General features: G+C 42.3%; 21 protein-coding genes. 11 read left to right on the forward strand and 10 right to left on the reverse strand.

What is annotated here, in order from left to right; genetic code table 11:
• Window positions 1-48: 48 nt before the first annotated feature.
• The 11 genes from ubiE (at window position 49) to J8Z25_RS16420 (ending at window position 11,602) form a co-directional block, all read left to right on the forward strand.
• Window positions 49-804, forward strand: a complete 756-nt coding sequence (ubiE, locus tag J8Z25_RS16370) for a bifunctional demethylmenaquinone methyltransferase/2-methoxy-6-polyprenyl-1,4-benzoquinol methylase UbiE (protein WP_239977036.1) — start codon at window positions 49-51, stop codon at window positions 802-804.
• A gap of 28 nt (window positions 805-832) precedes the next feature.
• Complete coding sequence (locus J8Z25_RS16375; RefSeq protein WP_130050251.1) at window positions 833-1,438, forward strand: ubiquinone biosynthesis accessory factor UbiJ; 606 nt, start codon at window positions 833-835, stop codon at window positions 1,436-1,438.
• A 17-nt stretch (window positions 1,439-1,455) separates the two neighbouring features.
• Window positions 1,456-3,057 carry a ubiquinone biosynthesis regulatory protein kinase UbiB gene (gene ubiB, locus J8Z25_RS16380; protein ID WP_130050250.1) on the forward strand — a complete coding sequence of 534 codons (1,602 nt, stop codon included), beginning with the start codon at window positions 1,456-1,458 and terminating at the stop codon, window positions 3,055-3,057.
• Between the two features lie 77 nt (window positions 3,058-3,134).
• On the forward strand, window positions 3,135-3,374 hold the full coding sequence (gene tatA, locus J8Z25_RS16385; RefSeq protein WP_130050249.1) for a Sec-independent protein translocase subunit TatA: 240 nt from the start codon (window positions 3,135-3,137) through the stop codon (window positions 3,372-3,374).
• A 5-nt stretch (window positions 3,375-3,379) separates the two neighbouring features.
• Entirely contained in the window at window positions 3,380-3,712 is a 333-nt protein-coding gene (tatB, locus tag J8Z25_RS16390; RefSeq protein WP_130050248.1) for a Sec-independent protein translocase protein TatB, read from the forward strand.
• 50 nt (window positions 3,713-3,762) lie between these two features.
• Entirely contained in the window at window positions 3,763-4,503 is a 741-nt protein-coding gene (tatC, locus tag J8Z25_RS16395; RefSeq protein ID WP_130050247.1) for a twin-arginine translocase subunit TatC, read from the forward strand.
• 1 nt (window position 4,504) lies between these two features.
• A complete protein-coding gene (locus J8Z25_RS16400; protein ID WP_130050246.1) occupies window positions 4,505-5,038 on the forward strand; it encodes a hypothetical protein in 534 nt (177 codons plus the stop codon).
• Window positions 5,038-5,820, forward strand: a complete 783-nt coding sequence (locus J8Z25_RS16405; protein ID WP_250661424.1) for a TatD family hydrolase — start codon at window positions 5,038-5,040, stop codon at window positions 5,818-5,820. The genes J8Z25_RS16400 and J8Z25_RS16405 overlap by 1 nt, the downstream gene beginning before the upstream one ends.
• 1 nt (window position 5,821) lies before the next feature.
• Window positions 5,822-7,678: a sensor domain-containing diguanylate cyclase gene (locus tag J8Z25_RS16410; RefSeq protein ID WP_250661425.1), complete on the forward strand. Its 1,857-nt coding sequence runs from the start codon at window positions 5,822-5,824 to the stop codon at window positions 7,676-7,678.
• A gap of 12 nt (window positions 7,679-7,690) precedes the next feature.
• Window positions 7,691-8,701 (forward strand): porphobilinogen synthase, encoded by a 1,011-nt coding sequence (gene hemB / locus J8Z25_RS16415; RefSeq protein ID WP_130050243.1) that lies wholly within the window; start codon window positions 7,691-7,693, stop codon window positions 8,699-8,701.
• A 132-nt stretch (window positions 8,702-8,833) separates the two neighbouring features.
• Complete coding sequence (locus tag J8Z25_RS16420) at window positions 8,834-11,602, forward strand: ExeM/NucH family extracellular endonuclease (RefSeq protein ID WP_250661426.1); 2,769 nt, start codon at window positions 8,834-8,836, stop codon at window positions 11,600-11,602.
• A 51-nt stretch (window positions 11,603-11,653) separates the two neighbouring features.
• Here J8Z25_RS16420 and J8Z25_RS16425 read toward each other — a convergent pair whose 3' ends face one another.
• From J8Z25_RS16425 to J8Z25_RS16470, 10 genes are all read right to left on the reverse strand, one after another.
• Window positions 11,654-12,052, reverse strand: coding sequence for a hypothetical protein (locus J8Z25_RS16425; RefSeq protein ID WP_130050241.1), 399 nt, complete (start codon window positions 12,050-12,052; stop codon window positions 11,654-11,656).
• 566 nt (window positions 12,053-12,618) lie between these two features.
• Complete coding sequence (gene fusA / locus J8Z25_RS16430; RefSeq protein ID WP_130050239.1) at window positions 12,619-14,706, reverse strand: elongation factor G; 2,088 nt, start codon at window positions 14,704-14,706, stop codon at window positions 12,619-12,621.
• 210 nt (window positions 14,707-14,916) lie between these two features.
• Window positions 14,917-15,645, reverse strand: a complete 729-nt coding sequence (locus J8Z25_RS16435) for a response regulator (RefSeq protein WP_130050238.1) — start codon at window positions 15,643-15,645, stop codon at window positions 14,917-14,919.
• A gap of 36 nt (window positions 15,646-15,681) precedes the next feature.
• On the reverse strand, window positions 15,682-17,304 hold the full coding sequence (locus J8Z25_RS16440; RefSeq protein ID WP_250661427.1) for an ATP-binding protein: 1,623 nt from the start codon (window positions 17,302-17,304) through the stop codon (window positions 15,682-15,684).
• A gap of 14 nt (window positions 17,305-17,318) precedes the next feature.
• On the reverse strand, window positions 17,319-18,857 hold the full coding sequence (locus J8Z25_RS16445; protein ID WP_167658247.1) for a tripartite tricarboxylate transporter permease: 1,539 nt from the start codon (window positions 18,855-18,857) through the stop codon (window positions 17,319-17,321).
• Between the two features lie 3 nt (window positions 18,858-18,860).
• Window positions 18,861-19,325: a tripartite tricarboxylate transporter TctB family protein gene (locus J8Z25_RS16450; protein WP_063700962.1), complete on the reverse strand. Its 465-nt coding sequence runs from the start codon at window positions 19,323-19,325 to the stop codon at window positions 18,861-18,863.
• Window positions 19,326-19,334: 9 nt separating this feature from the next.
• Window positions 19,335-20,300: a Bug family tripartite tricarboxylate transporter substrate binding protein gene (locus tag J8Z25_RS16455; RefSeq protein ID WP_130050235.1), complete on the reverse strand. Its 966-nt coding sequence runs from the start codon at window positions 20,298-20,300 to the stop codon at window positions 19,335-19,337.
• 12 nt (window positions 20,301-20,312) lie between these two features.
• The gene (locus J8Z25_RS16460; RefSeq protein WP_178926384.1) at window positions 20,313-21,554 is read right to left on the reverse strand and encodes an OprO/OprP family phosphate-selective porin; all 1,242 of its coding nucleotides are present in this window, start codon (window positions 21,552-21,554) and stop codon (window positions 20,313-20,315) included.
• A gap of 226 nt (window positions 21,555-21,780) precedes the next feature.
• The gene (locus J8Z25_RS16465; RefSeq protein ID WP_250661428.1) at window positions 21,781-22,440 is read right to left on the reverse strand and encodes a 3-oxoacid CoA-transferase subunit B; all 660 of its coding nucleotides are present in this window, start codon (window positions 22,438-22,440) and stop codon (window positions 21,781-21,783) included.
• Between the two features lie 11 nt (window positions 22,441-22,451).
• Window positions 22,452-23,159: a CoA transferase subunit A gene (locus J8Z25_RS16470; protein WP_130050232.1), complete on the reverse strand. Its 708-nt coding sequence runs from the start codon at window positions 23,157-23,159 to the stop codon at window positions 22,452-22,454.
• Between the last annotated feature and the right edge of the window lie 4 nt (window positions 23,160-23,163).

Genomic DNA, 23,163 nt, shown 5'->3' on the forward strand with positions numbered 1-23,163 from the left:
AGCCACAATCAAGTACACTAGTCTTTATTGCCACGATAGAGATTAATCATGAACGAGAATCAAGAAAAGACCACGCATTTTGGCTATAAAACCGTTGCTGAAAACGAAAAAGCATCAATGGTTGCAGATGTATTCCACTCAGTCGCTGCAAAGTATGACGTAATGAATGATCTTATGTCGTTCGGTATTCATCGTTTATGGAAACGCCAAACTATTGCAAGTTCAGGTGTTCGTAAAGGTCACTATGTATTAGACCTTGCGGGCGGTACTGGTGATTTAACCGCTAAATTTAGTCAATTAGTTGGTGAAACGGGTCAGGTTATCTTAGGCGATATTAACTCTTCAATGCTGAAAGTTGGCCGCGAGAAACTTCGTAACCTTGGTCGTGTTGGCAATATTGAATATGTACAAATGAATGCAGAAGCATTGCCATTTCCTGATAACAGCTTTGACTTGATCACTATCGCATTTGGTCTTCGTAACGTTACCGATAAAGATAAAGCACTACGCTCAATGTATCGTATTCTGAAGCCTGGCGGTCGCTTATTAGTACTTGAATTCTCTAAACCGGAACAAGAAATACTGAGCAAAGCCTATGACTTCTATTCATTTAATATCTTACCTAAAATGGGTGAGCTAGTAGCGAATGATGGCGAGTCTTATCAATACCTTGCGGAATCTATCCGAATGCATCCAGATCAAGAAACGTTAAAAAGCATGATGGAAGATGCAGGTTTTGAACAAACTAATTATCAAAATCTTACTGGCGGTATTGTTGCCCTCCATCGTGGTTTTAAATACTAAAAACTCTATTAATTAAGTAGGTAACGCGATGTTAGCAAACGCTCTGTTATCACTCGTCGAACGAATCATTAATCAACTGCTGCAGTTAGACCCTCAGTTAAAAGGCAAACTTGCAGCAATTGCTGATAAACAGCTGTTGGTTGAGATACGTGATTGGCAACAGTCAATTTTGTGCGTATACAGCGACGAGCAAATTCATTTATACAGTACGCAAGAGCGCAATTTTGACTGCATGATCAGCGCTGATATCAATACCTTGTTGGCGCTTAAAGATCCGTCAATGCTAACGCAACTCATTCGCCAAGATAAGCTCGACTTGCAAGGCGATTTAAATCTTGCACAAGGCTTTAGCAATGCTTTTGCAGAGCTTGATATTGACTGGCCAGAGCACTTTTCTCGATACATTGGCGATGCCCCAGCACAACAGTTGTGGCTCTCTTTACAAACCTTAAAACGTCGTGGTTCACAAACAAAGAGTAAGTTAGAAAATACCTTAACAACACTTTGCCAAGATGAGTTAGCAGTGACCATACACCCTCTTGAGCTTGCTGAGTTTAAACAGCAAAATCGCCAATTAAAAAGCCAAGTATCTCAATTAGAGATGCGAATTAACGCGCTGTTACAGTCACGCTAATGCGCTAAGGAACTTGTGTGTCGTCTGCTCGTCTTTATTACATCACTAAAACCCTTCTGAGCTACGGCTTAGACGAATTAATTCCGCGTAAAAGAGTGCCTTGGTTTGCAAAGCTCGGACGCGGAAGCTTATTTTGGTTACGCAACCAACATAAAGATAAACCTGCAGGTATGCGCTTGCGACTTGCTCTACAAGAACTTGGCCCGGTATGGATCAAGTTTGGCCAAATGCTTTCAACACGCCGTGACTTACTCCCTCATGATGTCGCATTAGAGCTTGCACTACTTCAAGATCAGGTTGAACCTTTTGAAGGTGAACTTGCCCAGCAGCTTATCGAAAAAGCGCTGGGTATTAATGATATTAGTGAATTGTTCAGTGACTTTTCGCAAACACCTTTAGCATCAGCATCGATCGCACAAGTCCATACTGCTACCTTAATTGATGAGCATGGCGCAGCTCAAGATGTGGTAATTAAAGTCATACGCCCCAATATAAAAGAGCAAATTGATGCTGACTTAATGCTGATGCAAAAAGTCGCTCGATTAGTTGCAAAGTTATTAAAAGAGGCTAAACGTTTACGTCCTATTGAAGTCGTAAACGAGTACAAAAAAACCTTGTTGGATGAACTCGACTTAATGCGAGAAGGGGCGAATGCAATACAGCTACGTCGTAACTTTGAAGACTCAAATTCACTTTACATCCCTTTTGTATACAGTGATTACAGTCGAAGTAATGTATTGGTAATGGAGCGTATTTACGGAATTCCTGTATCAGATACTGAAGCATTGCTTGCGCAAAATACCAATATGCAGCTACTAGCCGAACGCGGAGTAGAAGTCTTTTTCACGCAAGTATTCCGTGACAGTTTCTTCCATGCAGATATGCACCCGGGTAATATTTTTGTTTCTCGTGAAAACCCACATAACCCAAAATATATAGGTATTGACTGTGGCATTGTAGGCACCCTTAATCGCGAAGATAAACGCTATTTAGCAGAAAACTTTATTGCCTTTTTCAATCGTGATTATCGCCAAGTAGCGCAACTACACGTTGATTCTGGCTGGGTACCAGCCGATACCAGCATCGAAGAGTTTGAGTTTGCTATTCGTACTGTGTGTGAGCCAATTTTTAATAAACCATTAGCTGAAATCTCTTTTGGCCATGTGTTAGTCAACCTGTTTAATACGGCTCGTCGCTTTAATATGCAAGTTCAACCGCAATTAGTGTTACTGCAAAAGACGCTGTTGTATGTTGAAGGCCTTGGCAGACAACTGTATCCGCAGCTTGATCTATGGAAAACTGCTAAACCTTTCCTAGAAGATTGGGTCAAAGAACAAGTTGGTCCGCTTGCAGTAATGAAAAAAATGTATGCGAACTTGCCATTTTGGGCAGAAAAAATGCCTGAATTACCTGATTTAATTTATCAAAACTTAAAACGTCAACAACAACCTGTACAATTGCCTGCGCCGCAATCTGCTAAACCTTTGTTACTTAGCATCTTTGCTGGTAGCTGCTTGATTGTTTCAGGCTTATGTTATTTACAGCATGATTTAGTTGCGAGCGCAATTACAGCTGGCTTTGCTGTAGCGGGCTTTATTGCTGCATGGCGAAGCACATAAACTAAGTGCTATTTATGTTTTGGTGAGTATAATCGAGACAAGTCTATTCTAAAAATTTGATAAAAACGGAGTAACCCATGGGTTTTGGTGGTATCAGTATTTGGCAATTAATCATTATTTTAGCAATCATCGTTTTGTTATTTGGCACAAAGAAACTTCGTGGCATTGGCGGTGATTTAGGCAGTGCTGTAAAAGGCTTTAAAAAAGCAGTGTCTGATGAAGACCAAACTAACGCAAAAAGCGAGCAGATAGAAAAATCTTCTAACACGCAAAGCAAAGAAACCGTAGAGAAAAGCAAAGACGACCATAAGGCTTAATCAACATGGGGATGTGGGAACTTGTTGTCGTACTGATCGTAGGTCTGATTGTATTAGGTCCAGAGCGCTTGCCTGTGGCAATTCGCACTGTGAGCCGCTGGGTAAAAACATTAAAATCAGTCGCCAACTCAGTGAAAGCTGAAGTGAACGAAGAACTCCGTATCCATGAGCTTCACGAAAACTTAAAAAAAGCAGAGCAACAAAATTTGCAAGAACTCTCTCCAGATCTGCAAGACTCTGTAAACGAACTACAAAAGGCTGCCCAGTCAGTCACCCACAGTTACAAGAAAGACACGCCTGAAAAAGCAGAAATTAACAATAATGATGAAAAAAAGTGAATTTAATCTCTGCTTTTGTGGTCAATAACAACGATGATGAATAGTAAATTATGACCGAGCAAGCTCACACAGGCTTTGTTGGCCACTTAATTGAGTTGCGAAATCGACTCATGAAAGCTTTGTTAAGCATTTTGCTAATATTTATCGGCTTGGTTTATTTTGCCAACGATATTTATAGCTTTGTTGCAGCACCTCTTATTGCAAATTTGCCAAGCACTGCCACCATGATCGCAACGGATGTAACAGCACCCTTTTTTGCACCGTTTAAACTCACTCTATTTGTGGCTTTATTTGCTGCTATTCCAATGATACTGCACCAAGTTTGGAGCTTTATAGCACCCGGCTTGTATCAACATGAAAAGCGTATGCTAATGCCGATTTTGGCCTCGAGTATTTTGCTATTTTATAGTGGTATCGCATTTTGCTACTTTGTAGTGCTGCCAATCATTTTAGGGTTTTTTACTAACGCTGGCCCTGATATGATGACATTAGCGCCTGATATTAGTAGCTATTTAAGTTTTGCTTTAAAACTGTTTTTTGCTTTTGGTATTGCGTTTGAAATACCCGTCGCCATCATGCTGTTATGCTGGAGTGGTGCTACAACAACAAAAAGTTTAAAAGAAAAACGACCTTATATTGTGGTAGGTGTATTTGTGGTTGCCATGTTTTTAACACCTCCTGATGTACTGTCACAGACATTACTAGCATTACCCATGCTGTTATTATTTGAATTAGGTTTAATTTTGGCTGCATTTTATACCGCCAAGCCTCAACAGGAATCCGAGGAATAAAATGAAAAAACAACTCATTCCCTTCGTTGCTCTTTTAACAATTGCTGGTACTACTCAAGCAAACGAAGTTAACTTACAAGCACTACAAGCGTGTACTTTTGTTGAAAATGATTTTAATCGCTTACTTTGTTACGACAACGTAATGGCTGGTAAATCGCTGTCTAAACCAGCAACAAAACAACAAATTAAACAACCTGCAGCAAGCTCTACAGCAGCTGTTGTCGCGGCGCCTGTTGCAGCTGCAACAAGCGAACAAATTGTAAAAACAAAAAATGAAGACTTTGGTTTAGAGCATAAAGAAGTTGCAAAAGTTAACGATGACCAAATAAGTTCCTTAGTAAAAAGCGTAAAAAAAGCACCTTATGGTGAACTGATCATCGAGCTTGATAATGGTCAGCAATGGCGTCAAGTTGGCTCTGATAGCTTACGTTTAAAAGCACAAGATGTTGTCATAATTGAACGAGGTATTTTCAATTCTTTCCTCCTAAAAGTTAAAGGTCAAAACCGTTCGATTCGTGTAAAACGTACTAACTAATGAGCACTTCGCTAGTTGATGCTGGTGTCAACTTAAGCAATCATCAATTTGATGATATTCATGACGCTGTGTTACAACGTGCCGCTGAGGCAGGTGTAACACAGATGCTGCTTATTGGCTGCGATCTTCAGAGCAGCCAGACTTCTTTGAAACTCGCCAAACAGTTCAATCAGTATTGCACAGCAGGAGTTCATCCTCACGATGCAAAAACAGCAGATAAACACCTTGAAGAACACTTAATGACTCTTAGCCAAAACATCGAAGTGGTTGCCATTGGTGAGTGTGGTTTAGATTACAATCGTGACTTTTCTCCTCGAGATGTGCAGCGTAGCGTGTTTAGACGCCAACTGAAGCTTGCTGAGCAGCTTGATATGCCAGTGTACTTGCATGAACGAGATGCCTGCGAAGATATGCTCGCAATTTTGAGTGACTATAAGGTGCGAGGTGTATTGCACTGCTTTACTGGTGACCAAGATGCATTACAAAACTACCTAGCTATGGGGCTTTATATTGGTGTCACGGGCTGGGTATGCGATGAGCGCAGAGGTGAGCAACTACAGGCCTTGGTACCGTCAATTCCTTTGAATCGTTTGTTAATTGAGACCGATGCCCCCTTTTTGATGCCGAGAAATATCAGACCAAGACCGAAATCTCGCCGCAATGAGCCTCAGAACCTTCCTTATATATGCCAGCAAATTGCTGATTTGAAAGGATGCGAATTTACTGATGTTGCAAAACACACTACACTAAACTTTTGGCAATTATTTACCACTAAGGGTTAAGATGAAGCGCCTATGGTCACTGTGTGGCGTACTCTTCGTTGTTGTTTTTACTCCCTGCTTGCTGGCTAACCCGATTACTGTTAGCCCACACTTTAAATCTCTGCATTCTCTTGATGTTGAGTACACGCTTGATCCTATTACAAAACAGCAAGCATTAACGAGTGATGCTGTACCTTGGCAAAAAAACCATGGTAACACTCTTAACTTAGGCATGAACTTAAGTCCTTTGTGGTTAAAAATGTCGATTCAGAATACATCACTACATGACTTACCACTGATCTTGTCAATTGATAACCCTTTACTTGATGAAGTGGATGTATTCCACCTCCAAGCTAGCCATGTTTTATTTAGCACAAAAATTGGAGATGCTCTTCCCTTAGAAAATCGGCAAATAAAAAATGAATCACTGCTTGTATCTCTAACAATTCCCAAAGCAAGCCATTCTATCGTTTATTTGAGAGTTAAAAATAACGGTGGCCTTAGAGTACCCTTAAGCCTTTGGAAGCCCGCTGAATACCTAAAACATAAAAGTAAGTTCAATTTATTGTACGGTTTATTAGTCGGTTTTATTTTATCGCTCGCACTCACTAATTTAGTACTTTATGGCTTTTCTAGACGCCGCTATTTCGCATACACAGGTTTATTACTTACCTTACTTTGGTTGTCGTTAGTGTACCTTTATGGCTTTGGTTATCGTTACTTACAACCGAGCGGTTCATCGTTTCAACAATTGACTATTCCGACCCTATTTTTTATCTGTGGTGCGTTATTTGTGCCATTGCAAGGGTATATATTTGGCTTTGCCAAATCTCGCTTAAATCGCTTTAAAAATTGGTTAGCGTGGGTCGTAGTGCTTGTCACTGTAATAATGTGGTTCTTACCAATTCATATTGCAATTACACTTTGCTTATTAAGTTTACCTATGGTTCTTATCATCTTTGCAAGTATTGCTCTAAAGCAGTTTAACCGTGAGTATAAACAGCCTTGTAGCGCTTTTCTAATCGCCCTATTCGCTTTTTTCTGCGCCATTATTTACAGCGCACTAGGAGTATTTAACCCATTTAATTTAAATATCGGCGTGCTTTCACTCACCTTCATTTGCTTTTTGGTTTGTAGCTTGAGCTTGAGTTATGCAGTCATAAAATTGTTTTTGATGCAGCGCGATGCTGAAGTCGCAGCACAACAAAATGCATTAGCAGAAAGCAAAGCTAAAGATACCTTAATGCGCGAACGCCTTGAACTGCAAGAACAGGCGCGCCAAGACCTTGAAGCAAATATCGAGGAGCGTACCTTTGAGTTACAAGTGACGTTACGCGAGCTTGAAGAGAAAAACCGAGAGCTTGAACAACTTAATATGGAAGACGCGCTGACAAAAACCAAGAACCGCCGTTACTTCGATAAAAAGCTACTGATGGATATTCGTCGCTCGCGACGTGAACAAACACCTTTAGCCATAATCATGTTAGATATTGACCATTTCAAAGCAATTAATGACACCTACGGTCATTTAAGTGGTGATCAAACCATTCAATCTGCTGCCGATGTCATTAAACAGCACTTGAAACGACCTCTCGATGAAGTGGCCCGCTACGGCGGCGAAGAATTTGTCGTGCTGTTGCCTAATACGCCACTGACAGGTGCATTAGAAATTGCCGAACAAATACGCAAAGCCGCAGAAAAGACTGATATAATAGTTGCCGGAACAACGATTAAATTTACTTTGAGTGCAGGTGTTTACAGCGCAATTGCTGAAGACATTAATAACCCAAGTTTATTCACTGACTATGCCGACAAAGCCTTATATCATGCTAAGCAATCAGGTCGAAATCGCGTAGTGAGTTATCCTCTACCAAACTAGGAGTATACAAGCATGGCCCAATCAGGACTCGACCTTTTCCCTTATACACGTATGCGCCGCATGCGTCGTGATGGCTTCTCTCGTCGCCTAATGGCTGAAAACCAACTGACCGTTAATGACCTTATTTTTCCTGTATTTGTTTTAGAAGGTAAAAACCGCCGCGAAGCTATTGAGTCTATGCCAGGCGTAGAGCGCCTTTCTATTGATTTACTACTTGAAGAAGCAAAAGAACTCGTTGAATTAGGTGTACCTGCCGTTGCTCTTTTCCCCGTAACACCTAGCGATAAAAAATCTTTACTAGCTGAAGAAGCCTACAACCCTGATGCATTAGCACAGCGTACAGTTCGCGCATTAAAAGAAGCGTTTCCTGAGCTTGGTGTGATCACTGATGTTGCACTTGACCCGTTCACAGTACATGGCCAAGATGGCATAATTGATGAAGATGGTTACGTGATTAATGATGTAACAACTGAAATCTTAGTTAAGCAAGCGCTATCACATGCCGAAGCAGGTGCCGATATAGTCGCACCTTCAGACATGATGGATGGACGCATTGGTGCAATTCGTGAAGCACTCGAAGCCGAAGGCCATATCCACACTCGTATTATGGCTTACTCTGCAAAATACGCTTCAAGCTACTACGGTCCGTTCCGTGATGCAGTGGGCTCTGCAGGTAACTTGAAAGGCGCCGATAAAAAGACCTATCAAATGGACCCTGCCAACTCTGATGAAGCTATTCGTGAAGTAGCCCTTGACCTTCAAGAAGGTGCAGACATGGTTATGGTGAAACCTGGCATGCCATATTTAGATGTTGTACGTCGCGTAAAAGATGAATTTGGTGTACCAACATTTGCTTACCAAGTCAGTGGTGAATATGCCATGCATAAAGCAGCCATTGATAACGGTTGGCTTGCAGAAGAAGCAATAATCATGGAGTCATTATTAGCATTTAAGCGTGCTGGCGCAGATGGCATCCTAACTTATTTTGCAAAACAAGCAGCAGTTTGGTTAAAAAATAACTAATCTAAAGTAAATATTCTAAAAATTGGAAATTATTCCTATTTTATTAACATTTTGCATTTAATTTGTCATAGATTTTTCTTAAAGTACTGTGTCCCATATTGGGACTTTAAAAATACATACACGGGAAAAATAATGATAAATACAAAATTAACGCCGCTCGCGCTTGTTATTGCAAGCCTGAGCGCGCCTGCTTCTGCCAACCTAATCATCTCTGAATACGTTGAAGGAAGCTCTAACAATAAAGCGGTAGAACTTTACAACAACTCTGGCGCTGAACTATCGCTTGATGGTTACACTATCTCTTTATACTCAAATGGTAATGGAGACCTAGCAGATCCAAACAACAGCTTAGCTTTAACAGGTACACTTGCAGCAAATGCGACCTACGTTATTGTTAACGCTGGTTCTGTTGATGAATTGAAGACAAAAGCCGATATAGAATCAACAATTACTTACTTCAACGGTGATGACGCGCTAGTCCTAACTAAAGACGGTGAAATAGTTGATAGCTTTGGTCAACTAGGTGTTGATCCTGGTTCAGCATGGGATGAAGGTGGTGTAACAACAGCCAATAAAACACTACGTCGCAAAACGACTGTGACTTCAGGTCGTACTGATGCAACATCAGCATTTAACCCTAGCGAAGAGTGGGAACAATTCGACCAAAATGATTTTAGCAATATTGGTCAATACGGTGAAAGCACAGCACCAACTCCTGAGCCAGAGCCAGTTACTCCGCTTGAGTGTGGAGCAACAAAAACATTAATCAACGCAATTCAAGGTGAAGGCGGCGACAGCCCACTTATTGACACTGAAGTTGAAGTTGAAGGTGTAGTGACCGCAGACTTCCAAGCTGATGATCAGCTCAAAGGCTTCTTTATTAGCTCACTTGCTGCTGATACTGATACAAACCCACTTACCTCTGAAGGTGTATTTGTTTATTTCGCAGATACTAATGTTGACGTTGGTGATCATGTACGTGTTAAAGGTAGCGTAGCTGAATACTACAGCGCGACACAGCTAGGTGATGTAAGCCAAGTTGAAATCTGTGCTACAGGCCTATCTACAGATCCAACCGTTGTTACTTTACCAGTTGCTGAAGTTGCAGAACTTGAAGCCTATGAAGGTATGTTAGTAACCATAGATCAACCTTTAGTTGTCAATAACAACTACGGTCTTGGCCGTTATGGTGAGGTTGACTTAGGTACTGAGCGTTTATACCAAGGTACTCAAATTGCACTACCGGGTGATGCAGCAAATGCTGTTGAAGCTGAAAACCTGAAAAAACAAATCTTACTCGACGATGGTTCAACAAAACAAAACCTTGATCCAATCGCCTACCCAGGCACAGGTCTTGATGCCTATAACACATTACGTTTGGGTGACACAGTAAACACTGTTACAGGTGTGATGGGTTACAGTTTCAACCGTTACCGCATTCACCCTACAGTGCAACCTGAGTTTACAGCAACAAACCCACGTACCGATGCGCCAGAGCTTAACGAAGATGCAGATCTTCGTGTAGCGAGCTTCAACGTATTAAACTATTTCAATGGTGATGGCCAAGGCGCAGGTTTCCCAACTAGCCGTGGTGCAGACAGCGAAGAAGAGTTTATTCGTCAGCAAGCAAAAATTGTCAGTGCAATTACAGCTATCAATGCTGATGTCATTGGCTTAATGGAAATCGAAAACGATGGTTTCGGTGAAAACAGTGCTATTGCAAGCCTAGTTTCAGCACTTAATGACGAAGATGCAGAAAACACTTACGCATTTGTTGATTTTGATGTTGAAAAAATTGGTACTGATCAAATCACAACAGCTTTAATTTATCGCTCAAATAAAGTATCAGAAGTCGGTAAGGCAGCTCATACAACTGCTGAACCTTTTGATTACAGCAATCGTCCGCCTATTGCCCAAAGCTTCCAATCTCTTGAAAGCGAAGAAATCTTCACAGTTGCAGTTGCCCACTTAAAATCTAAAGGTGGCTGTGGCAGCGCTGAGGGTAATAATGCTGACTTAGGTGATGGCCAAGCCTGTTGGAATGAAATCCGTGTTGCGGGTGCTAATGCTTATGCAGATTGGTTAGCAACTTACCCAACTGAAGTTGAAGATGAAGATATCATCCTAGTGGGTGACATGAACTCTTACGCGATGGAAGATCCTATTCGTGCATTTGCAGACAAAGGTCTTAAGAGTGCGGTTGCTGAACTAGACGGTGATACATTAGGTTACTCTTATAGCTTCTCTGGCCGCATTGGTAGCCTTGACCACGCGCTAGTAACAGAATCTATGCTTGATAAAGTTGTTGCTGCGACTGATTGGCATATCAATGCCGATGAGCCAATCAGCCTAGACTACAACCTTGAGTATAAGTCAGCAACACAACAAGCAGGCCTTTATGCAGATAACGCATATCGTGCATCTGATCACGACCCTGTGATTATTGATATTCAATCTGCAGAGCCTATTCCTGCAGAGCAGGCGCCAGTAATCGAAGCAGATCAAGCATTCGAAATCGTAGAAAACAGTGAAATTGGCGCAGTTATAGGCCAATTAGTTTTCTCTGATGGCGATGCTGATTACACACCTGTAGTAAGTTTTAGTATTGTTGGTGAGCATGCAGATGCGATTGCAATCAGTGCCGCAGGTGAAATCACAGTTGCTAAAGAGCTAGATTTCGAAGAAGAAGACAAGCTTACGCTGATGATCCGTGCACAGGATAGCGCAGGCAACTTATCAGAAGCGCAACTGCTATACATCAACATTACTAACGATGAAGCAGATGATGTAACTGAAGAAGATGAAGCAGAGAAAGAGTCTAAAGATGATGATTCTGGTTCACTTGCTTGGTTAAGCTTACTAGCTTTACCATTTGCACTGCGTCGTCGTCTAAAGAAATAAACGACACAATATGAATAAATGGCCGCTTTCGCGGCCATTTTATTTGTATCGTTAAGCGATTTGTTCTTCTTTATTGTCAGGTTGGTAAAGTGCTGTTATCGAGCCCTGTTGCTGCTCATCAATTTGCCAATTAATAAACCTTAATACTTTGCCATTTTTAAGGAAAACCCTAAAAACAGTCAAAAATGCCACCGATTTAAACTCAATTTCCTTAATGTCCTCAGCATTTATATAACGCTTTCCTAAGCCTAATGAGTAACATATCCCTGCCTTATAACAATATAAAGAGCGCATCCCTAAATAGCTCAGCACAAGAAATATAAGTAATACAGGCAAAATAATAATTAATAATGATGTTCCAAAGGAGTTGGCAACTAATGCAATAAGCATAGCCAACGCGATCTTGATTCCTTGTAAAATCCAGTTTGGACTTAACTTGATCATTTTCATAAATATAAATCTTAATTTGATAGCTTTAGAAAATTAATACTAAATAACTAAAAATGGTTGTTATCACGATTCTACATTGCTGAAAATAGGTACACAAGTGAATAAAAATACTTTATAAGTGCATTTCAATATTTGGATTGCAACCTGCTAAAAACACAGTCTTTTATGAAATATTAATTTTGTATGAAAATAACACTTAAAAAACCAACACCAAGACTTTAAGCTTAATGTTAGAGATATATAGATACTAAAGAATGAGATTATTGGATTGCGACAATTAATACCAATCCGCTTAATTAAGTAGTCTATTTTGAGGCAATTAAACCTCGTTGATAACAAGGCAAAAATTTCGTTATTTAGTTGTTCTAAATGAGAAATTTTTAACGCAGTTAGCGACAGGTTTAATCCCTCAAAATGATTAAGTATTATTGCGGGTTGGTATAAGAAGGACTGAACAAAAATCAACCATTTACATTGAATAGTTTTGTTTATATCAATTAAATATCTTTTTAGAATATAAAAAACCCGCAACTAGTGCGGGTTTTTTCAAAGAATTAAAAGGCTAATTACTTAGCAGCTTTTTTCTCTTTTTCTGCAGCGATTACTGTTTCAGCAACGTTTGCAGGACATGGTGCGTAGTGTGAGAACTCCATAGAGAACTGACCACGACCTGACGTGATTGTACGTAAGTGGCCGATGTAACCGAACATTTCAGAAAGTGGTACATCACCCTTGATGCGAACGCCCATTGCGCCAGCTTCTTGGTCTTTGATCATACCACGACGACGGTTAAGGTCACCGATTACGTCACCTACGTTGTCTTCCGGAGTGAATACGTCAACTTTCATGATTGGCTCAAGAAGTTGTGCACCCGCTTTAGGGATAGACTGACGGAAAGCGCCTTTAGCAGCGATTTCGAACGCGATTGCTGATGAGTCAACTGCGTGGAAAGCACCGTCGAAAAGTTCAACTTCAACGTCTAATACTGGGAAGCCAGCTAGAACACCTTCTTGCATCATTGATGCGAAGCCTTTCTCAACTGCAGGCCAGAATTCTTTAGGTACGTTACCACCAACAACTGATGAAGAGAACGTGAAGCCTGAGTTTTGCTCGCCTGGCTTGATGCGGTAATCGATCTTACCGAATTGACCAGAACCACCAGATTGTTTCTTATGCGTGTAGCTATCTTCGATTTCTTTCGTGATAGTTTCACGGTAAGCAACCTGAGGTTGACCAACAACTAGGTCTACGCCGTAAGTACGCTTAAGGATATCTACTTTGATATCTAAGTGAAGCTCACCCATACCTTTAAGGATGGTTTCGCCTGAATCTTCGTCAGTTTCAACTTGGAATGAAGGATCTTCTGCAACCATCTTACCGATCGCGATACCCATCTTCTCGTTACCGCCTTTGTCTTTAGGAGCAACAGCGATTGAGATTACTGGATCAGGGAAGATCATCGCTTCAAGTGTACATTCGTGCTTAGGATCACAAAGAGTGTGACCAGTTTGAACGTTCTTCATACCAACAACAGCGATGATGTCACCCGCTTGTGCTTCAGTAAGTTCGTTACGCTCGTCAGCTTGCATCTCAACCATACGGCCGATACGCTCTGTTTTACCAGTTGCTGAGTTAAGGATTGTGTCACCTTTCTTCATGCGACCAGCGTAGATACGGATGAACGTAAGTGCACCGAAACGGTCGTCCATGATTTTGAACGCTAACGCTTTAAGTGGCTCATCTGCAGAAACAGTTGCTACTTCACCAGTTGGCTCACCTGTTTCAGGATCAGTTAGAGGTTGTGGGTCAACTTCTGTAGGCGAAGGTAGGTAATCTACAACCGCGTCTAGTACTAACTGCATACCTTTGTTTTTGAATGCAGAACCACAGTATGTTGGGAAGAACGCAAGATCACGAGTACCTTTACGGATACAACGTTTGATGTCTTCTAGAGAAGGCTCTTCACCTTCCATGTAAGCCATCATTAGGTCTTCGTCTTGCTCAACAGCAGACTCAACAAGCATTTCATGGTATTCATCAACTTTGTCTACCATGTCAGCTGGAACGTCTTGTACTTCGTAGTTTTCAGGAAGACCAGTCTCGTCCCAAACGTATGCTTTTTTCTCAAGTACGTCTACAACACCACAAAATTGGTCTTCGATACCGATTGGTAAAGTCATAACTAGTGGGTTAGCACCTAGTACTTTCTCAACTTGACCTACAACGCGGTAGAAATCAGCACCCATACGGTCTAATTTGTTTACGAAGATTACACGTGCAACTTCTGATTCGTTCGCATAACGCCAGTTAGTTTCTGACTGCGGCTCAACACCACCAGAACCACAGAATACACCGATACCACCGTCTAGCACTTTAAGTGAACGGTATACTTCTACTGTGAAGTCAACGTGTCCCGGAGTATCGATAACGTTTAAGCGGTGGCCTTTCCACTCACAAGTTACAGCTGCTGATTGGATTGTAATACCGCGCTCAGCTTCTTGTTCCATGAAGTCAGTAGTAGACTCACCGTCGTGTACCTCACCAGTCTTATGAATTTTACCCGTAAGCTTAAGGATACGCTCAGTGGTGGTAGTTTTACCCGCGTCAACGTGGGCGAAAATACCAATATTTCTGTACTTCGATAAATCTGCCATTATTTTACTCTTAATAAAGTCGAAAAATTATTCGGCGGGAGTATAGCATTACTTAAAGCGAACATCACCATCGAAGTCGCTTAAAATGCAATCAATTTTATAAAATTTTTCTATGCTCAGGATAAGCGGCACTTTTTAACGTGCCGAACAGTAAATTTATGCTACTAAAATCGCTAATTTAGCGGTAATTTGGCAATTAAATGATGCGATTTAACTGCTTGTCATTTTATAACAGCGTTCGGGTCGACCGATACTTCCGTAGCTCTGATCAGCACTGACTTGCTCAGCTTCAAGCAAGTATTCGAGGTAACGGCGGGCTGTTGAGCGACTTACGCCCACTAAATCCCCCATTTGCTGAGCAGTAAAAGCCGTGCCAATATTCGCTTTAAAAGCTTTTAAGATCTTTTGCAAAGTAAGCTGATCCACCCCTTTTGGTAGCCTTACTGGCGTTTTTAACTGTTCTTGCGATCCAAATAAAGTATCGACCATAGATTGGGTTACTTCATCGGCATCTGAGAAACATTGTTGTCTTGCTTCGAATCGTGCCAATGCTTGATCTAAGCGATTTAGCATTAATGGCTTAACCAAGAAGTCACAAGCGCCAAGCTGCATGGCTTTTTCTAGTGTTTCTACTTCTTTTGCTGCGGTTAAAAGCATTACTTCGCTTTTCATTTCCTCGCGGCGCAACTCATTAAGTAAATCAAGACCATTGCCATCGGGTAAATGAATATCGAGCAAAATTAAATCGGCATTAACGGCCGATAATAACGCTTTCGCAGTGGCAAGATTGCCTGCAATACCAACAACCTGATATTGCCCTTGACGCAGTGTTTGCCGCGCCCCTTGTTGGCCAGCTACGCCATGAGGAAGTAATAAATATTGCGCCAATAATTGGGCAACTTCTACTTCATCTTCAACAATGACAACTGAGTAAGTCATGTTCTTTACCTTTTATTTATAGGCTGATCATTTTTATTATTTTGGAATGTAGACACTTAAACGTGCCCCCATCAGATCAGACTCACCTATTTCTAAACTACCACGACACGAATCTAAGTTGGTTTTGACTAAATAAAGGCCAATACCATGCTCAGCCCCTGACTTAGAACTGTATTGTGGTGTAAATATCACATCCTTGTCATCGCCTAAACCAAAACCGCTGTCTTCAACATCAAACAATAATGTTTTACTGGTTTCATCAACCGTAACACGAACCTTAGGGGTACGTGTATCGCTAGCTCGAATAGCGGCTTCAATTGCGTTATCAATCAAATTGCCAAGTATCGAGACAACCCGTTCCAGCATATCTTTACGGGTGATTGATCCCAATAAGCTATCTGGATTAAGCTCAAGTATTACGTTTAATTCACGGGCTTTATGGTATTTACCAACAAGTAACCCAGCAAGTACCGGATCTTGGATCCTTTCGAGTAAATGATGGATCTGTGCTTGCGAGCCCTTGCTTTCTTGTCCAATTAACTCAATAGCCTGCTCAGTTTGTCCCATTTGAATTAATGCACCAATCAAGTTTAGCTTGTTTGAGTAATCATGAGTTTGTACTCGTAATAGCTCAGCAAAAGCTTGCACTTTAGTTAATTGCTGCGATAAATACTCAAGCTCATCCGCTGGGCGCATACTCAATAAAATCCCATCAGCCTGATCTTGCACTTGCAGTGCATATCGCGACAACACAATGCGTTTATCTGCAGCAAATAATTCAAAACCTACAATCGGACGCTGTTGGTTATGCATCAAAAACTCAGTATGTTCAGGAAGTAAATCTTCAAGCTTAAGTGGCTGATGAATGCAGCTGATCGGTTTACCAAGGATTTCGCAAGCACGTTGGTTTAAGTTACGCACGTTACCTTCTGGATCGAGGGCGATAATGCCGCTACGAACAGTATTCAAAATAGCATCTTGCTCTGAGAACAGCCTTGCAATTTCGTCAGGTTGTAAACCAAAAATAGCATTACGAACCCGTTGCCCGATATACACCGCAGCCAAAATACTTAAACCGACTAACAACAAGCCCCAAAGCATGATTTCAGCACTACGAGCACGAATGAGCGGTTCAATTGATTGTACTAAAAAGCCAACCGATACCAAGCCGATGACTTCGCCTTGTTCTGAGAGTACAGGGACTTTGCCACGGATAGACTCGCCCAAACTCCCGTTTGCAATCGACACATAACGCTCACCACGTAGCGCCGCTTTACTATCCCCACCCACCATAGGTTTACCCAGCTTGTCAGAGTCGGGGTGAACAATGCGACGGGTATTCCTATCACCGATAACAATAAAACTAGCTGCGGTTAGTTCACGAATATGCTCTATTTGCTTATTTAACTCATTAAGCCCTTGCTTCGTTTGTAATGCGTTTAGCACGTCATCTCGTGAAGCAATACTGGTTGCTAGCGAAAGCGCTTTATCACCCATGTGGTTATGTAAGCTTTCTGCAGTGATCTGATACACCAAAGCGCCAAACAACACAGCCTGTAAAACACATAGACCGGTAACCCAAATGATGAGCCGCGTTTCTAAGCGCTTTGGTTTTTTAACCACATGCTGAAATGGGTTTAGCTTATTGGTGTATCTCATATCAGTGCCTTGTACTACGCATGTTGCCCTGTTTGCGTAGCTGCTTTGTCTTTACGACGTTGGACAATATAGTCTTTCAGTGGGAACAACAACACTAAGATCGAAATCACAAAAATACTCAGTGTTAATGGGCGGTCCCATAAAAAGCTCAGCGAGCCATCTGAAATCATCATCGCACGGCGGAAATTTCGCTCAATCATATCACCGAGGATAAAGCCAAGTAATAAAGGCGCCATCGGGAAAGCTAACAATCTAAGCACCAAGGCCACCAGCGCAAAGCCCACCATCATAAATAAATCAAAGGTGTTAAATGACACTAAATACACGCCAATTAAGCTGAAGAATAAAATCATTACTGTCAGCACAGATTTAGGCATTGCCAGCACTTTGGCAAAATACGGGATCAACGGCAAATTCAAAATAAGCAGTACAATATTGCCAAAGTACATACTGACAATTACCGCCCAAAACACACTTGGATTTTCTTGCATTAGCATAGGACCCGGCTGAATACCGTAGGCAATTAATGCACCTAGCATAATCGCAGTAGTGCCCGAACCCGGAATACCTAAAGTCAGTAATGGTACAAATGAGCCCGTACAAGCAGCATTATTAGCAGACTCAGGTGCGGCTAAGCCACGCATTGAGCCCTTACCAAATTTATCTTTCAGTGCCTTTGGAGCAAGGTTCCGCTCAGTGGCATAGGCCATAAAGCTGGCAATGGTTGCCCCTGCGCCCGGTAAAACACCGACAATAAAGCCAAGTAAAGATGATCGGCCAACCACAGGAGCCATGTCTTTTACTTCTTCTTTAGTCAGTTTTGTTGAGCCAATTTTTGGCGTATCAGGATCATCAATTTTTTTATCTGGTTCAGCTTCAGGGCGTGCCACATTAATCAGAGCTTCAGCCAACGCGAACGTTGCCATTGCTACTAATAAAAAGCTAATACCATCTAATAAATCAGCTTGGCCAAAGGTAAAGCGCTCGGTACCTGAAGAGGGATCAATCCCCACTGTTGCCAGCATTAAACCAAATACCGTCATCATCATGGCTTTTAGAAATTGCCCTTTATTAGAGAACGCGGCAATGGCCGTTAAGCCTAAAAACATCAGTACAACATAATCAGGCGATTGGAAACTTAATGACACTTTTGCTAATAAAGGCGCAGCCACCATCAGTAAAATGGCCCCAATCGTACCGCCTATAAAGGATGAATAAGCTGCAATCGCAAGGGCTTTACCTGCCTTCCCTTGCTTTGCTAACGGGTAGCCATCAAACGATGACGCTACCGTCCCCGCCACACCCGGCGCATTAATCAAAATAGAAGAAGTAGAGCCACCGAATATAGCCCCGTAGTAAACACCGGCCATTAAAATCATGCCCGAATCAGCACCGATGCTGTAAGTGATCGGGATCATCAACGCAATCGCAGTAATTGGACCTAGACCAGGTAACATACCGATGAACGTGCCAACAAAGCAGCCTACAATCACATATAACAAGTTGTTCCAGTCGAGTACGGTCGACAAACCTAACATAATTCCATCAAGCATAACTTAACTCCACAGATTGCCAGGTACTAAGTAGATGCCCAGTACTTGTGTCATTAAAAACCAAAAAACCACGGCCACAGGCACTGAAGCAAACAACAACACCTTCTTACGGCGTTCACCCATAATAAAAAAGCCAGCAATTAAAAATGCACTGGTGGCAATTAAAAAACCAAACGGTTCAAGCATGGCGCTATAAGCAACCATTAAAACCAACAGTGCAAAGGTACGTAGTAAGTTGCCTTTACTGAGTAGCTCTGCTTTTTCTGCAGGCGCCTGCTTTAATAAGTTGGCACCAATCGAAAGTACACACACCACGATACCGAATACTGCATACACTTTTGGTAAGGTTGCTGAAGTAACACTTTCGTACTCTTCAAATGGCATAAGTGGAATTTGCCAAGCCACAAGGGCGTAGAGGGTAAAGAGGACCAAGAATAAACTTGGTCCAATTAGTTCACGGTTTAACATTGTCTAACCTTAGCCTCGGATAAAACCAAGTTCTTTCATTACAACGCGTAATTGCGCTTCTTGCTGCTCAAGTGATTTAATAAACGCGTCTTTTTCTTGAAACAGATTTAGCCAACCATTACGGGCACGAACCGCTTCCCATTCAGGGGTTTGTTGCAGCTTACGCAGCTTTTCTGTGTACTCTGCTAGCTTATCTGCAGGTAAATCTGGGGTCGCAAAAAAGCCGCGCCAGTTTACGAACTCCATGTCGTAACCTAGCGACTTTAAGGTTGGAATTGCTGGGTAATCAGGAAGTTTATCTGCAGAAGTCACCGCTAAAATCCGTGCCTGACCGCCATTAGCGACTTCGAGTGCCTCACTTAAGCCTGTCGAAAGTAAGTTGACCTCACCCGACAATAAACCTGCTTTCGCTTTACCACCGGCATCGTAAGGAATGTAACGTAATCGACGACCATCAATACCCGCTGCTTTCACCGCTTGTGCTGCTACTAAGTGATCCATGCTGCCGCGCGCTGAGCCACCCGCTACTTTTACAGAGCCAGGGTCTTTTTTCATTGCATCAATAACGTCTTGCCATGTTTTAAAAGGTGAGTCATTACGGACAACAAACGCACCATAATCAGCAATCATGCTGGCAACTGGCGTTAAATCGCGATAACTGTAAGGGATTTTTCCTGATAATGCGCGCAGTACGATAGGCGTTGAGTTAACCATCAACATATCGCCTTTTTTAGTGCCCGACTCAATCAAATAAGCAATCGCACGGCCACCGCCGCCGCCCGACATATTCTGAAACGATGCATTATCTTCAATGCCCGCTTTCACCATTGCTTCACCGACACCACGTGCTGTGGTATCCCAACCGCCACCAGGGCCACCCGGTACCAAAAAGTGTAAGTTTGCCAATGCTAGCGGGCTGGTTACTAATAACGAAACTGCTAAAAGAGAGCTTTTTAATGATTTAAACTTAGTCATAATGCACGACTCCTAAAATAAGTACTGCATACGAGCACTGATGCCCATACCTGAATCTTCATCACCTACCAGCGTAGAAGCACCGGCACCATCAACATCGCTGTAAATCAGGTTGCCCATAAATTTGATATCGCTGCTTAGGTAATATGATGTGCCTACTGTGTAAGTGGTTACGTCGGTACCTTGCTGTTTGCTGCTGGCGTTCATTTGTGACACACGTGCAACAAGCTCCCATGCATCTTTAATCCCTTTTGGTTGCACAAATAATGCTGAACCTGCTTTGTAACGGCGCTGCTCACCGCCTAAGAAATAACTTGCCGAAACATGAAAGCCATCAAAACGCTCTCCATCAAGTTCATTGCTGCTATCAACCGTATCGAGATAACGGCTGGCATATTCAGCCTCTAGAGTGAATGCATTCGCTTGGTAGGCAAATTCAAGACCGCTTTGCGACATGCTATCAAGCGCAGCCGTTTCACCACCGACCGCGTAATCCACTAAGCGAACATTGGTTTCACGCACTTCACCACGGGCAAAACGAGCGCTTAAATCATTACCACCCATATCACGATAAGAGTGCCAAGCACCTAAATGAATCACATCACCTGGTGCTGCACTAGACCACGTTAAGCGACCTGTTACAGCCAATGTCAGTTTGTCATCTTCGTCGTGGCCTGAGGCACCAAACGCATCGTTCTTGTAAACACCCACGGCATAACGTAAACCTGAGTCTTTAAAGTATTGATAAGCCGAGATACCCCAACGGAAGAAAGGTGAGAAAGAATTAGCAAGGGTGCTGCGCTCAATAGTATTAATATGTTTTGAACTGGTTAGTGCATTTAATGACATATCTTCGCGGATTTTACCGGCTTTTACTTTTAAGCCGTTGTCGAATGCATAACGTACACGCGCTAACACGATTTCAGCCGTGCCTTCAGCAAATTCGAGTAGTAGTTTGTGATCCCACTTGCCATGTTCACTTTCAACATAAGTACGGATACGACGAGGGAAGAATTCACTCCCCCCTGTACCTTCATTATTGGCATTGTAGGCACCATCAAAGTAGTTGTAGTCAAGTTGAACGCGACCGCCAAACTCTAAGTTAAAGCTACTTGATGCTTTCAATGAGTCCACTTCTTTTTGAAGTGCGTCGAGTTGTTGCTGTAATTGTTCAGTGTCGCTTTGTGCGAATGCTGATGTACTTGCTAACGCCGCTACAAAGGCTAAAGCGAGCTGTGTGTTACTTGCTTTCATGAATTACTCCACACCAGATTATAATTATTTGTTGTCGTTGATCGGCCTACTGCAAATGGCGATCTGGTTTGGAGCATAGTGTTAACGATAGATTAACGAAATGTTTAGGGGGTAAGTTGCATTGATGGTGATAAATGGCTTTTTGTTCATAAAAGTCATGAACAAAAAGCACATTATTGGGGTTTAGTATAAATTCTAGGCAAATTAACTGCTTAAAGTCGTAAAACTAGCTAAAAGTCATCTCAGGAATGTCGCCAGAGACAATAAGCTTGCCCTGTGTCTTAGCAATAATCTCATCAACCGAGACACCCGGGGCACGCTCTAATAAATGAAATGCACCGTCTTTAATTTCTAAAAGTGCCAAATCGGTAATCACTTTATTGATACAACCAACACCTGTTAACGGCAAACTACATTCGGTCAGCAGTTTTGATTCGCCATGCTTGTTGGAATGGGTCATGGTACAAATAATGTTTTTAGCACCGGCGACTAAATCCATCGCACCGCCCATTCCTTTAACCAACTTTTTCGGGATCATCCAACTGGCAATATTGCCGTTTTGGTCCACTTCAAACGCACCCAGTACGGTTAAATCAACGTGGCCGCCGCGGATCATGGCAAAGCTTTCAGCAGAGCTAAAAATAGCCGCCCCCGTTGCAGCAGTGACCGTTTCTTTGCCTGCGTTGATCATATCGGCATCAACTTGGTCTGCACTTGGGTATGGCCCCATACCGAGTAAACCATTTTCAGATTGCAGCATCACTTCGATGCCATCAGGGACATAATTAGCGACCAAGGTTGGAATACCTATACCTAAGTTAACGTAGTAACCATCCTGTAGTTCCATCGCCACGCGTTTAGCGATTTGTTCTCGTGATAATGCCATCAGCGTGCTCCTTATTGATTCTCTTGCTTAGTGGTAACTTTCTCGATGCGCTTTTCAAATTCACCCTTAATCACCCGATCAATATAGATACCCGGCGTGTGAATTTGGCTTGGCTCCAGCTCTCCTGGCTCAACAATTTCTTCAACTTCAAGAACCGTAACTTTGCCTGCGGTTGCTGCCATCGGATTAAAATTCATCGCCGTATGACGATAAATGCAGTTACCGTAGCGATCTGCTTTCCATGCTTTAACTATCGCAAAATCGCCAGTAATGCTTGGCTCTAATAAATAATCGCGACCATTAATATTGCGGGTTTCTTTACCGTCAGCTACCGGGGTCCCCACCCCTGTTGCGGTATAAAATGCAGGGATGCCCGCCCCGCCAGCACGCATTTTTTCAGCTAAAGTGCCTTGCGGTGTTAGCTCAACTTCAAGTTCACCATTTAATAGCTGCTGCTCAAATAGTGCGTTTTCACCAACGTAAGAGGCAACCATCTTGCTGATCTGTTTGTCTTCAAGCAGCACACCTAAACCAAAACCATCAACGCCACAGTTATTCGATACCACAGTTAAATCACGGGTGCCTTGACGTTTAATTTGTGCAATCAGACCCTCAGGAATACCGCATAAACCAAAACCACCCGCTATCACTGTCATGCCATCTTCAAGGCCTGCCATCGCTTCGCTGTAACTTGTAACTACTTTATCAAAACCTGCCATTGGC

The organism is Pseudoalteromonas sp. SCSIO 43101, from assembly GCF_023650775.1.
GTDB classification, from domain to species: domain Bacteria; phylum Pseudomonadota; class Gammaproteobacteria; order Enterobacterales; family Alteromonadaceae; genus Pseudoalteromonas; species Pseudoalteromonas apostichopi.

Bases quoted from the DNA above. Each gene is read 5' to 3' on its own strand.
- ubiE (WP_239977036.1), top strand. From the start codon at position 49: ATGAACGAGAATCAAGAAAAGACCACGCATTTTGGCTATAAAACCGTT.
- J8Z25_RS16375 (WP_130050251.1), top strand. From the start codon at position 833: ATGTTAGCAAACGCTCTGTTATCACTCGTCGAACGAATCATTAATCAA.
- tatA (WP_130050249.1), top strand. From the start codon at position 3,135: ATGGGTTTTGGTGGTATCAGTATTTGGCAATTAATCATTATTTTAGCA.
- tatB (WP_130050248.1), top strand. From the start codon at position 3,380: ATGGGGATGTGGGAACTTGTTGTCGTACTGATCGTAGGTCTGATTGTA.
- tatC (WP_130050247.1), top strand. From the start codon at position 3,763: ATGACCGAGCAAGCTCACACAGGCTTTGTTGGCCACTTAATTGAGTTG.
- J8Z25_RS16400 (WP_130050246.1), top strand. From the start codon at position 4,505: ATGAAAAAACAACTCATTCCCTTCGTTGCTCTTTTAACAATTGCTGGT.
- J8Z25_RS16405 (WP_250661424.1), top strand. From the start codon at position 5,038: ATGAGCACTTCGCTAGTTGATGCTGGTGTCAACTTAAGCAATCATCAA.
- J8Z25_RS16410 (WP_250661425.1), top strand. From the start codon at position 5,822: ATGAAGCGCCTATGGTCACTGTGTGGCGTACTCTTCGTTGTTGTTTTT.
- hemB (WP_130050243.1), top strand. From the start codon at position 7,691: ATGGCCCAATCAGGACTCGACCTTTTCCCTTATACACGTATGCGCCGC.
- J8Z25_RS16420 (WP_250661426.1), top strand. From the start codon at position 8,834: ATGATAAATACAAAATTAACGCCGCTCGCGCTTGTTATTGCAAGCCTG.
- J8Z25_RS16425 (WP_130050241.1), bottom strand. From the start codon at position 12,052: ATGAAAATGATCAAGTTAAGTCCAAACTGGATTTTACAAGGAATCAAG.
- fusA (WP_130050239.1), bottom strand. From the start codon at position 14,706: ATGGCAGATTTATCGAAGTACAGAAATATTGGTATTTTCGCCCACGTT.
- J8Z25_RS16435 (WP_130050238.1), bottom strand. From the start codon at position 15,645: ATGACTTACTCAGTTGTCATTGTTGAAGATGAAGTAGAAGTTGCCCAA.
- J8Z25_RS16440 (WP_250661427.1), bottom strand. From the start codon at position 17,304: ATGAGATACACCAATAAGCTAAACCCATTTCAGCATGTGGTTAAAAAA.
- J8Z25_RS16445 (WP_167658247.1), bottom strand. From the start codon at position 18,857: ATGCTTGATGGAATTATGTTAGGTTTGTCGACCGTACTCGACTGGAAC.
- J8Z25_RS16450 (WP_063700962.1), bottom strand. From the start codon at position 19,325: ATGTTAAACCGTGAACTAATTGGACCAAGTTTATTCTTGGTCCTCTTT.
- J8Z25_RS16455 (WP_130050235.1), bottom strand. From the start codon at position 20,300: ATGACTAAGTTTAAATCATTAAAAAGCTCTCTTTTAGCAGTTTCGTTA.
- J8Z25_RS16460 (WP_178926384.1), bottom strand. From the start codon at position 21,554: ATGAAAGCAAGTAACACACAGCTCGCTTTAGCCTTTGTAGCGGCGTTA.
- J8Z25_RS16465 (WP_250661428.1), bottom strand. From the start codon at position 22,440: ATGGCATTATCACGAGAACAAATCGCTAAACGCGTGGCGATGGAACTA.
- J8Z25_RS16470 (WP_130050232.1), bottom strand. From the start codon at position 23,159: ATGGCAGGTTTTGATAAAGTAGTTACAAGTTACAGCGAAGCGATGGCA.